7 protein-coding genes are annotated in these 11,540 nt (G+C 65.5%); 3 read left to right on the top strand and 4 right to left on the bottom strand.

The window, feature by feature from the left end:
* Positions 1-2,280: a mechanosensitive ion channel family protein gene (locus AWB82_RS19370; RefSeq protein WP_086970029.1), complete on the bottom strand. Its 2,280-nt coding sequence runs from the start codon at positions 2,278-2,280 to the stop codon at positions 1-3.
* Positions 2,281-2,451: 171 nt separating this feature from the next.
* Complete coding sequence (locus tag AWB82_RS19365; protein WP_086970028.1) at positions 2,452-3,075, bottom strand: TetR/AcrR family transcriptional regulator; 624 nt, start codon at positions 3,073-3,075, stop codon at positions 2,452-2,454.
* Between the two features lie 261 nt (positions 3,076-3,336).
* Here AWB82_RS19365 and AWB82_RS19360 point away from each other — a divergent pair, with 261 nt between their 5' ends.
* From AWB82_RS19360 to AWB82_RS19350, 3 genes are read left to right on the top strand one after another with little or no spacing between them, the layout of a single operon-like run.
* Complete coding sequence (locus AWB82_RS19360) at positions 3,337-4,458, top strand: efflux RND transporter periplasmic adaptor subunit (protein ID WP_086970075.1); 1,122 nt, start codon at positions 3,337-3,339, stop codon at positions 4,456-4,458.
* Entirely contained in the window at positions 4,455-7,574 is a 3,120-nt protein-coding gene (locus AWB82_RS19355; protein WP_086970026.1) for an efflux RND transporter permease subunit, read from the top strand. Before AWB82_RS19360 ends, AWB82_RS19355 begins: the two co-directional genes overlap by 4 nt.
* Entirely contained in the window at positions 7,571-9,070 is a 1,500-nt protein-coding gene (locus AWB82_RS19350) for an efflux transporter outer membrane subunit (RefSeq protein ID WP_407643016.1), read from the top strand. The genes AWB82_RS19355 and AWB82_RS19350 overlap by 4 nt, the downstream gene beginning before the upstream one ends.
* Before the next feature lie 43 nt (positions 9,071-9,113).
* Here the strand turns inward: AWB82_RS19350 and AWB82_RS19345 are convergent, their stop codons facing one another.
* Positions 9,114-10,406 (bottom strand): chloride channel protein, encoded by a 1,293-nt coding sequence (locus AWB82_RS19345; RefSeq protein ID WP_086970023.1) that lies wholly within the window; start codon positions 10,404-10,406, stop codon positions 9,114-9,116.
* Positions 10,407-10,515: 109 nt separating this feature from the next.
* Positions 10,516-11,517, bottom strand: coding sequence for a sulfate ABC transporter substrate-binding protein (locus tag AWB82_RS19340; RefSeq protein ID WP_086970021.1), 1,002 nt, complete (start codon positions 11,515-11,517; stop codon positions 10,516-10,518).
* Between the last annotated feature and the right edge of the window lie 23 nt (positions 11,518-11,540).

Genomic DNA, 11,540 nt, shown 5'->3' with positions numbered 1-11,540 from the left:
TCAGGGCGATTCCCTGAGCACGCGAAGATCCGGCTGCACGGCGCCGTCCGTTGCACGCCGGGTCTCCGTCTGAATATGCATCTGCGGCAATAGCATCTCGATGCCGGCTTCATCCATCTTGAGTTTGAGCCGCGCGTTGAACGCGCGCGCCACGCTCCATTGCTTTAGCGGCTTCGTCTTGATCTGCCCTTTCACGACGATACAGTTCGCCTCGAAGCGTTCGAGTCCCCACACATCGACCGGTCCGAGAATTTCGTTGCGAAAGCGGAAGTCGGCAATCATGTCCGCGCCCACCTCGTTGATCATGCGCGTGATGTCGTCCAGCTTCGCCGAGAACGGCACGCGGATTTCGAACACCGCGTTCGCGAAATCGCGCGACAGGTTCTTCACGATTTTGATCTGCGAGAACGGAATGGTGTGAACCGCGCCTTGCCCGTCGCGCAGACGCACCGTGCGGATCGTCAGGTCCATCACGGTGCCCGCGTGTCCGCCGTCGATGTCGATCCAGTCGCCGACCGAGATCGTCTCCTCGACGATGATAAAAAGTCCCGTGATCAGATCGGTGACGAGCGTCTTCGCGCCGAAGCCGACCGCGAGGCCGATCACGCCCGCACCCGCGAGCAGCGGCGTCAGATTGATGCCGAGACTCGCGCACGCGATGATGGCCGCGAGGCTCGCGACCGTCACGAAGATTCCGTTGCGCACGAGCGGCAACATCGTGCGGGCGCGCACGCCGGGACTGAGCGCCTTGTTGCGCGAACTGTTCGGGCCGAGCGCTTCGAGAATGACGGTGTCGAGGACGATCCAGATGAACCACGCGCCGAACACCGTCGCGACGACCGCGATCAGCGCGTGTCTGAAGCCGGGTGTCATCGCGCCGTGCCTGATGAGCCGCGCGATCGGTCCGCTCCATAACTCAAGCTCGAAGCGCAGATACGCCAGCCAGATCAGCAGCACGAGCAGCGTGCATCCGAAGCGCAACAGCCGCGAGAGATGCGGTGCGCGGCGTTGCGCGCGCGTGTCGCGCCGACGCGTCAGGTGCAGCAGCAACGCGGATACGAACAGGGTGAGCACGAGCAGCGCGGCGCTGAGCAGCGACGGCCGCAGCACGTCGCCTTCCGCGCCGCGCCCGTCGATGATCGCGACCACCGACGCCACCGCGATCAGCAGTATCGGGATATGCCAGAGCGACGCGAGGATATCGAGTGCTTCCGTTGCGAACTGATGATCGCGCCTGCGCCCATACGGGCGATTGCGGATCAGATGCGTGACGGGCCGCCGGTAAGCCAGCGCGAAATAGCCGGCGAGCAACGCCGCGGCGAGACTCGCGAAAGTCGACACGACGCCCGCGAGATTGGGTCCGAGTTGTCGCGTGACATCGGCGTTGGCGGTGGCGTCGCCGAGCGCGCCGCATGCGCCGATCGCAAAGAGCGGCCAGAGCGTGCGCGTCAGCAATTGCTGCACGGCCACGCGCCGATGCGCCGTGCTGAACACCGAGAACACGATCATGCAGATCGACGAGAAGATGGAACCCGCGACGATCGCATAAGCAACGACGAGCCCGAGCGTGCGGCCGAGCGCATCGGGCGTCGCGCGCACGAAGAGCAGCAACGCGAAGAACGCGACGACCCACGGTCCGGTCCGACGCAGCGCGAACGAGAGCAATTGGACCGACGTCGGATTCGGCGCGAGCGCGACGTCCCGGCCATAACGCGCGAAAATGCGCCGCTGCACGCCGATCAGCACGAACGCGCACAGGCCCCATCCCGCGAGCGTCGCGGCCATGCCGGTGAATATCGCGCCGAGCGATTCGCCTTTCGCGCCCGTGACCATGGCCTGCAATTCGCCCGCGGCCGCATTGCGGCGCGCCGACCAGAAGCGCAGCGGCGTGAGTCCTGCGCTGAGATTCGTTTCGACCGATGCAATGCCCGATGCGATCGCGCCAAGCAGATCGGCATTGGCGGGCGCGGGCGCGGCGGGCGCGGCTTTCTGCGTGGCGTCGCGCAGGGCTTTCAGTTGCGTGACGAGCGCGCTGCGTTGCGCGTCGTTGTCGAGCGTGCCGATGAGGCTGTTCAGCGAACGCACCATTTCGGCCTGACTCGCGGGCGAAGGCGCGGACGCGGCCGACGCGCCGGAGGCCGGCTGCGGCGCGACGAACTTCTGCATCGCATCGGTCAGCGGCGCGGCCATCACGGAAAGCGCGCATGCCGCACATCCGATGAAGACGCCGAGCGCGATCAGAACATGTCCCGTTACGATGCGCCGCGTGAATGCGCTCATGGAGCTTCCCTCGGAGATGTCATCCCCGTTTGCGAAATCTCGAATGAATTGCGAACGATTTCGAAACACTGCAAGCGTGGCCTCTGCGGCTCTCGCGCAAAGATTAGCGTATCGATACACGCGTGCCGTCGGCATTGCAAGTTACGGGCAAACGCAAGGGACCAGGCCGTTTTATTCGGCGGCGCCGCTCAGTACAACGCGCCGGAAGAATTGCGCGAGCACGTCCTCGGCGAATTGCGCGGGCACCGATTGCGGGTCCGACGAATAGAAGAACTGCACGCCGTCGCACAGCGCGATGAGCCCGAGCGCCATCTGTTCCGGCGGCATCGTGAGCGGCGTGCCCACGCGCTCGGAAAACGCCCTGATGTAATCGGTCGTGGACTGACGCAACTCGCGCATCAGCGCGTTGAAGCTCTCGCGGAACTTCGCGTCCCGGCTCGCGTGCAGTTTCGCTTCGACCCATAGCAGAAAGCACGCGTTGTTCTGGTAGCACTCGCTGTAGTACTGCAGCACGCGCGCTTCCATGTCGGCGCGCGAGGCCTCGCCATCTTCGAAGATCGTGGAGAGGCGCTGCATGATCGTGTCGTGATCGCGCTTGAGCACTTCGAGCAGCAACTCGGCCTTGCTCGAAAAATTCGAGTAGAACGCGCCGCGCGTGTAGCCCGCGTCGGCGGCCACGTCTTCGACGCTCGATGCGCCGAATCCCTTCTTGGTGAACACCGCTTGCGCAGCGTCGAGCAAACGCTGGCGCGTCTGGTCGCGACTCTGCTCGCGGGTAAGGCGTACTGGTTTCATGCGCGAAGTGTAGCATCGCCGGGCTTACAAATCCGTCTTTGCATTCGGATACAGGTCTGTATTAGAATTCATCTCGTATTTATGTCCGGGTCGTCGAAACCCTTGCCGGACGGGGCTTTCCGGTCGATGCACCGATCCGCCCCGCTCACGCTAGTATCTCGAAATTGCCGCCGGGCAGCCCATTCTCCTGCTTCGCCCATGAGCGGCGCGTCACTGTTTCGAGGCGCGCGGCACCATGCCCTTGCGGGCGCCGAGGTTCCTGTGAAGCTCTTGCACTCACCCGCGTCGATCGTCGCGCGCGCGGCATTCGTCCCGATCGTCTGCGTTGCGCTCGTCGCCTGCAAGCGGCATGAGACGCCCGCGCCCGCGCCGCGTCCGGTCGTCGCCGTGGCGGCGCAAGCCGATGGTCACGCGAACGCATCCAGCCTGCCCGGTCAGGTTCAATCGCGCTATTCGACGCCGCTTTCCTTTCGCATCAACGGCAAGATTCTCGAACGGCGCGCGCGCCTCGGCGATAGCGTGAAGGCGGGCCAGGTCGTCGCCCGGCTCGATCCCGCCGATGCCGAGAAGAACAGCGCAAGCGCCCGCGCGCAGCTCGACGCCGCCGAGCATCAGCTCGTCTATGCGAAGCAGCAACTCGACCGCGATCGCGCTCAGGCCGCAGAAAATCTCATCGCGCCCGCGCAGCTCGAACAGACGCAGAACGCCTACGCATCCGCGCTCGCGCAGCGCAATCAGGCGCAGCAGCAGGCCGGGCTGTCCGCCGATCAACTGCGCTACGCGACGCTGGCCGCCGATCACGCGGGCGTGATCACCGCCGAGCAGGCCGACACCGGCCAGAACGTCACGGCGGGCCAGGCGGTCTACACGCTTGCATGGAGCGGCGACATCGACGTGATCTGCGACGTGCCCGAAGCCACGCTCGCCGCATTCGCCGTGGGGCACGAAGCGAGCGTGAAGCTCGCGGCATTGCCGGGGAAGACCTTCAAGGCGCGCGTGCGCGAGCTCTCGCCCGCCGCCGACACGCAAAGCCGCACCTGGCGCGCGAAGCTCACGCTCGAAGCGCCGACGCCCGACGTGCGCCTCGGCATGACGGCGGATATCGCGTTCGCATCGGCGAGTGCGGACAAGGGCGCGTTCACGATTCCATCGACGGCGCTCTTTCACGACAACGGCCATCCCGCCGTATGGATCGTGAAGCAACCGGGCGATGCGCTCGAACTGCGACGCGTCGAAGTCGCGCGCTATGGCGAGCGCACCGTGACGCTCGCGGGCGGCATCGAAGCGGGCGAGCGCATCGTGTGGCAAGGCGTGCATACGGTTTCGGCGGGCGAGAAAGTGCGCGTCGTCGCGCCGCTGCATCCCGAGGACTTCGCGTCATGAGCGACCCTCGCGACGACGACGCGTATCGCCACGAAGAAGGCCGCTTCAATCTCTCGGCGTGGGCGCTGCGGCATCGCGCGCTCGTCGTGTTCCTGATCGCGATGGCGACGATCTTCGGCATCCTCGCGTACACGCGGCTCGCGCAGTCGGAAGATCCGCCCTTCACGTTCCGCGTGATGGTGATCCGCACGTTCTGGCCCGGCGCGAGCGCGCGTCAGGTGCAGGAGGAAGTGACCGACCGCATCGCGCGCAAGCTGCAGGAAACGCCGCATACGGATTTCATGCGCAGCTATTCGCGCCCCGGCGAATCGCTCATCTTCTTTCAGATGAAGGATTCCGCGCCCGCGAAGGACGTGCCCGAGGAGTGGTATCAGATCCGCAAGAAAGTGGGCGATATCGCCGCAACCTTGCCGCCTGGCGTGCAAGGCCCGTTCTTCAACGACGAGTTCGGTGACGTCTACACCAACATCTATGCGCTCGAAGGCGACGGCTTCTCGCCCGCGCAACTGCACGACTACGCCGATGCGTTGCGCACGGTCCTGTTGCGCGTGCCCGGCGTCGCGAAGGTCGATTACTTCAGCGATCAGGAAGAGCGCATCTATGTGGAGATTCCCAATACCACGCTCACGCGTCTGAACATTTCGCCGCAGCAGATCGCGCAGGCTATCGACGGACAGAACGCGGTCTCGACGGCCGGCGTTTTGACGACGCCCAACGACCGCGTGTTCGTGCGCCCGAGCGGTCAGTTCAAAAGCGTCGACGCGCTCGCCGATACGCTCATCAACGTGAACGGCCGCTCGTTCCGGCTCGGCGATATTGCAACGGTCAAGCGCGGCTATATCGATCCGCCCGCCACGCAGATGCGTTCGGCCGGCGCGAGCGTGCTCGGCATCGGCGTCACGATGCAACCGGGCGAAGACGTCGTGCGTCTGGGCAAATCGCTCGACGGCGAGATGATCAAGTTGCGTGCGCAACTACCTGCGGGTTTGAAGCTGACTGAAGTGTCGAGCATGCCGCACGCGGTCTCGCATTCCGTCGACGACTTTCTCGAAGCGGTCGCCGAAGCGGTCGTCATCGTGCTGATCGTGAGTCTCGTGTCGCTCGGCGTGAGGACGGGCATGGTCGTCGTGATCTCGATTCCGATCGTGCTCGCCGTCACCGCGCTCTTCATGTATCTCTTCGATATCGGCCTGCACAAGGTCTCGCTCGGCACGCTGATTCTCGCGCTCGGCCTGCTCGTCGATGACGCGATCATCGCCGTCGAGATGATGGCCGTGAAGCTCGAACAAGGCTGGAACCGCACACGCGCCGCCGCGTTCGCCTACACGAGCACGGCATTTCCGATGCTGACCGGCACGCTCGTCACCGTCGCGGGCTTCCTGCCGATCGCGCTCGCGAAATCGAGCACCGGCGAGTACACGCGCTCGATCTTCGAAGTGTCGGCGATCGCGTTGATCGCATCGTGGCTCGCGGCGGTCGTGCTGATTCCGTTGCTCGGCTACAAGCTCCTGCCCGAGCGGAAGAAGGAAGCGCATCTGCCCGACGATCACGAGCACGATATCTACGACACGAAGTTCTACGGACGCCTGCGCCGCTGGGTCGGATGGTGCGTGAAGCGGCGCTTCGTCGTGCTCGCGATCACGGTCGCGCTCTTCGTCATCGCGATGGCGGGCTTCACGATCGTGCCGCAGCAGTTCTTTCCAAGCTCGGACCGGCCCGAGTTGCTGATCGACGTCAGATTGCAGGAAGGCGCTTCGTTCGACGCGACGTTGCGCGAAGCGAAGCGGCTCGAAGAAGCGCTTAAGGGCCGCGATGAAATCGATCATGTGGTGAGCTTCGTCGGCACGGGCGCGCCGCGCTTCTATCTGCCGCTCGATCAGCAATTGCCGACGCCGAACTTCGCGCAATTCGTCGTCACCGCGAAGTCGGTCGAAGCGCGCGAACAACTCGCGCGCTGGCTCGATCCGATGTTGCGCGAGCGCTTCCCCGCCGTGCGCACGCGCCTGTCGCGTCTGGAGAATGGTCCGCCGGTCGGCTATCCGGTGCAGTTCCGCGTGAGCGGCGACGATATCGGAACGGTACGTCATATCGCCGAGCAAGTCGCCGCCGACATGCGCGCCGATTCGCGCACGACCAACGTGCAGTTCGACTGGGACGAGCCATCCGAGCGCTCGGTGCGCTTCGAGATCGATCAGCAGAAAGCGCGCGATGCGGGCGTCACGTCGCAGGACATAGCGAGCTTTCTCGCGATGACGCTGACCGGCACGACCGTCACGCAGTATCGCGAACGCGACAAGCTGATCAGCGTCGATTTGCGTGCGCCGCGCGCCGAACGTGCCGATCCTTCGCGGCTCGCGACGCTCGCGATGCCGACGCCGCACGGACCGGTGCCTTTGGGCGCGCTGGGCCGCGTCGTCGATACGCTCGAATACGGCGTGATCTGGGAACGCGACCGTCAGCCGACCATCACCGTGCAATCGGACGTGAAGGGCGACGCGCAAGGCATCGACGTGACGCACGCCATCGACGAGAAGCTCGACGAGATTCGTCGCGCGTTGCCGGTGGGTTATCGCGTCGAAGTGGGCGGATCGGTGGAGGAAAGCGGCAAGGGCCAGGCGTCGATCAACGAGCAAATGCCGGTGATGGTGATTGTCGTGCTCACGCTCCTGATGATCCAGTTGCAGAGCTTCTCGCGCGTGATGATGGTCGTGCTCACCGCGCCGCTCGGACTGATCGGCGTGGTCGTGACGCTGCTCGCGTTCGGCAAGCCCTTCGGCTTCGTCGCGATGCTCGGCGTTATCGCGATGTTCGGCATCATCATGCGCAATTCGGTGATTCTCGTCGATCAGATCGAGCAGGACATCGCCTCGGGACACAAGCGTTTCGATGCGATCATCGGCGCGACCGTGCGGCGCTTCAGGCCGATCACGCTGACGGCCGCCGCCGCCGTGCTCGCGCTCATTCCGCTTCTGCGCAGCAACTTCTTCGGCCCGATGGCGACCGCGCTGATGGGCGGCATCACGAGCGCGACCGTGCTCACGCTGTTCTATCTGCCCGCGCTCTACGCCGCGTGGTTCCGCGTGAAGCTCGACGAACGCGAAGGAGCATCGACATGAATCGCCGGTTAATGAGCATTACGGCGAGCATTACGGCGAGCATTACGGCGAGCATTGCGGCGTGCATCGCGCTCGGCGCATGCGCGTTCGGTCCCGATGGCAAGCCGCCCGCGACGCCGCAGCCCGCGCATTACGGCGTTGAGCCGCAAGCGCAAGCGAGCGTGACGGCCGAGGGTGCGTCGCAGCGCTTCGACGTCGGCGGAAAGCCCGTGCCCGAATGGTGGAAGCTGTATCGCTCGGATACGTTGAATGCGCTCGTCGATGAAGGCTTGCGCGCGAGCCCGAATCTCGCGGCGGCGGATAAAAGCCTCGTCGCCGCGCGCGAACAGTTGCGCGCGCAAGTGGGCTCGTCGCTGTTGCCGCAGATCGACGCGGGCGGGCAAGCGACGCGGCAACGCGGCTTCGGCATTCCCGAGGCCGGTCCGCCCACCGTGCTCTACAACCTCTTCGTCGGTCAGATTCAGGCGCAATACACGTTCGATCTCTTCGGCGGGGCGCGCTTCGCGAATGCGGCGCTCGCCGCGCAAGTCGATCAACAAGCCTTCCAGCTCGACGCCGCGCGCCGCGCGCTCGCCGCGAACATCGTGACGGGCGCGATCGGCGCGGCCGCACTGCATGCGCAGATCGACGTGACCGGGCGTCTCGTCGCGCTCGCCAACGACGATGCCCACGATGCCGAACGCCGCTACGCGCTCGGCTCGGCATCGCGCGCCGACATGCTCGACGCGCGGCAGAACGCGGCGTCGCTCGCATCGCAATTGCCGGGCTTGCGCGCGCAGTGGCTCGCGACGCGTCATGCGCTCGCCGTCCTGCTCGGACGCACGCCCGATCGCGCGCCCGACGATCTGGATCTCGCGAGCCTCGCGGTGCCGTCCGACGTGCCAGTCGTGTTGCCATCGGAATTGCTGCAAACGCGCCCCGACATTCAGGCCGCCGACGCCGCATTGAAAGCGGCGGCGGCGCAAGTCGGCGTCGCAACGGCGCAGTTGTTTCCGAGCTTGTCGATATCCGCGTCGATGGGCAAAGGCGGCTTCGACTGGCCGACGGCGCTCTCGGGCGCGGGCGCGTTGTGGAGCGTGGGCGCATCGCTGTCGCAGCCGCTCTTTCATGGCGGCGCGCTGCTCGCGCAACGGCGCGCGGCCATCGCCACGTATGACGCCGCCGTCGATCAATACCGGCAGACCGTGCTCTCGGCGTTTCAGAACGTCGCGAACACGCTGGCATCGCTCGAAACGGATAGCGAAGCGCTCGCTTTCGCCGATAGCGCGAGCAACGCGGCGCGCGACGCATCGGCGGATGCGGCGGCACGCGTGCGTCTCGGCGCGATCCCGCCGCGCGCCGCACGCGGCAGCGAGCAGCAGTACCTCAACGCGCGGCTGGCCACGATCCGCGCGAGCAGCGCGCGCATGAGCGACACCGCCGCGCTCTTTCAGGCGATGGGTTCGCCCGTTGCGTCGGCGGCGAGCGTCGCTCAGGCGCAAGACGCGCAACGCTGATCGCGGACCGGTCCCGCTATCCGAATCGCGATTGCTCCGACGATCAATCGGAGAGACCTTGCAGCGTTTGACGAGGCGCGGCCGAAGGCATCGGCGAACCTTGCGCGAGCCATCGGTAGGTGAGCGTCGCGCCCGCGATCGCCAGCGCCGACGGAATCAGGAAGTCGTGATCGAAGCGCGTGAATTCGAGCATCAGCACGAGCGCGGTCAAGGGCATCTGCATCGCCGCGCCGAGAAACGCGCCCGCGCCGATGACCGCGAACGCGCCGAGCGGCGTGCCGGGCCAGATGCCGTTCCACGCACTGCCGAGCACGATGGCGAGCAGCGCGCCATTGGTCAGACCCGGCGTGAGCAGGCCCCCTTGCGCGCCCGCGCGCAGCGAGCTTACTTCGATCGTCACTTTCAGCACCAGCAGCACGCCCGCGAGCGCGAAGCTCACGTGATCCTCGAAGGAAAGCCCGGCGGGACCTTTGCCATTGCCGGCGAGTTGCGGGTAATAGATGACGAGTCCGCCGATCAGCGCGAAATTCACGATCGACAGCAACGGCAGCATCTTGCCGCGCGGCGCGTTCTCGCGCGCGGCGCTCGTGAGCTTCGCGAAAAGCCGCGCGGCCGCCCCGAAAACCGGCGCCATGACGACGGCCCATGCGAGCAGTTGCGCGTTCAGCGTGAATGCCGGCAGATGATATTGATGGCCGTCGCCGAGCCCGATCCACGCGACCATCGCCGCGATCGACGAGGTCACGAACGCCGCCGCGATGATCGCGCCGTCGAAGGTGCAGAGCAGCACTTCGAGCACGAACACCGCGCCGCCGAGCGGCACGTTATAGACTGCCGCCAGCCCCGCGCCCGCGCCGCACGCGACCATGATGCGCGATTGCGCGGGCGTGAGCCGTGCGTAGTGCGCGAGCCAGCCCGCCCACAACGAGCCGATTTCGCGCGGCGCGACTTCGCGGCCGAGCGGCGAACCCATCGCCACCGTGACGATCTGCAGGAGCGCATGCGCGATCGTGCTGCCGGGCGGCATGCGCGGATCGTCGGCTTTGACGGCCTTCGCGATGCTGACGAGCGGTTTGCCGAAGCGATGCAGGCCCCACCAGCCGAAGCCCGCGACCGCGCCGCAAAGCGTCAGCACGATAAAGCGCCGGGCGGGCGACGCGGCCGAAATGCCTTCGAGAAAGCTCTCGCCGCTGGTGAATGCATCGAGGCTGTAGCCGAACGCGACGTGCTGGATCAGATGAAGCAGCAGCGCCAGCGACATGCCGCCGACCCCCGCGCCCAGACCGACGAGCACGGTAACGACGATGAGTTTCGCGCTTGGATTCGACGAGGGCATCGCAGTCGCCTCGGGGGAAAACGTACAGCTTAATCCCTCCTTCACCAACGGCTCTTCGCGATGCGCACGCGATATCGAAATCGCACGCGCGATCGCAATCGAGACGATGTTAGTTCTTGTCGGCCACCGCCTGATCGAAGCTCCCGCCATCGGAGAAATGCGTCTGCTGCGCCTTCTGCCAGCTTCCGAACATCTGCTCGACGGTGAAGGTCTTGAGCGACCTGAACTCGCTCGCATGCTTCGCGAGCACATCGGCATTGCGCGGACGCAGATGATGCTGCGCGATGATTTCCTGCGCGGCGGGCGTGAACAGGAAGTCGAGATACGCCTGCGCTTCTTTACGCGTGCCGCGCTTGTCCACGACCTTGTCGACGATCGACACCGGAGGCTCCGCAAGCAGGCTCACCGACGGATACACCGCCTCGAAGTCCTTCGCGCCCGGCCCCGCGCTCATCAGGCCGACTTCGTTTTCGAACGTGACGAGCACATCGCCGATGCCGCGCTGCGTGAAGGTCGTCGTCGCGCCTCGCCCGCCTGTATCGAGCACGGGCACGTTCTTGAAGATGGCTTTCTCGAAGTCTCGCGCCTGCGCATCGGTTGCGCCTTGCTGCTTCTTGAAGCCCCATGCCGCGAGATACGCATAGCGTCCGTTGCCCGATGTCTTCGGATTCGCAATCACCACCTGCACGCCGGGCCGCGCGAGATCGCTCCAGTCCTTGATGTTCTTCGGGTTGCCCTTGTGCACGAGAAACACCATCGTGGTCGTGTAGGGCGCGCTCGCATCCGGCAGACGGCTGCGCCAGTTCGCGGGCACGAGCTGGCCGCGCTCAGCGAGCAGGTCGATGTCGTTGGGCTGATTCATCGTCACGACATCCGCCTGCAATCCCTGCGTGACCGACAGCGCCTGCGCGCTCGATGCGCCATGCGATTGCCGCACCGATACCGTCTCGCCCGTCTTCTTCTTGTAGTCCGCGACGAAGGCCGCGTCGATATCCTTGTATAGCTCGCGCGTCACGTCATACGATACGTTGAGCAGCGTCGTGTCCGCGTGCGCCATGCTTGCCGCGATGCCGAGCGCAACGGTGATGATCAGCTTTTTATGAACCGCCATTTTTTCTCCAGAGACAAGGGTTC

It is taken from the genome of Caballeronia glebae, assembly GCF_001545035.1.
Taxonomy (GTDB): Bacteria; Pseudomonadota; Gammaproteobacteria; order Burkholderiales; family Burkholderiaceae; genus Caballeronia; species Caballeronia glebae.
Note: the sequence above shows the minus strand (reverse complement) of the source record. Positions and strands in the feature narration are given on the sequence as shown.

Bases quoted from the DNA above. Each gene is read 5' to 3' on its own strand.
- AWB82_RS19370 (WP_086970029.1), bottom strand. From the start codon at position 2,280: ATGAGCGCATTCACGCGGCGCATCGTAACGGGACATGTTCTGATCGCG.
- AWB82_RS19365 (WP_086970028.1), bottom strand. From the start codon at position 3,075: ATGAAACCAGTACGCCTTACCCGCGAGCAGAGTCGCGACCAGACGCGC.
- AWB82_RS19355 (WP_086970026.1), top strand. From the start codon at position 4,455: ATGAGCGACCCTCGCGACGACGACGCGTATCGCCACGAAGAAGGCCGC.
- AWB82_RS19350 (WP_407643016.1), top strand. From the start codon at position 7,571: ATGAATCGCCGGTTAATGAGCATTACGGCGAGCATTACGGCGAGCATT.
- AWB82_RS19345 (WP_086970023.1), bottom strand. From the start codon at position 10,406: ATGCCCTCGTCGAATCCAAGCGCGAAACTCATCGTCGTTACCGTGCTC.
- AWB82_RS19340 (WP_086970021.1), bottom strand. From the start codon at position 11,517: ATGGCGGTTCATAAAAAGCTGATCATCACCGTTGCGCTCGGCATCGCG.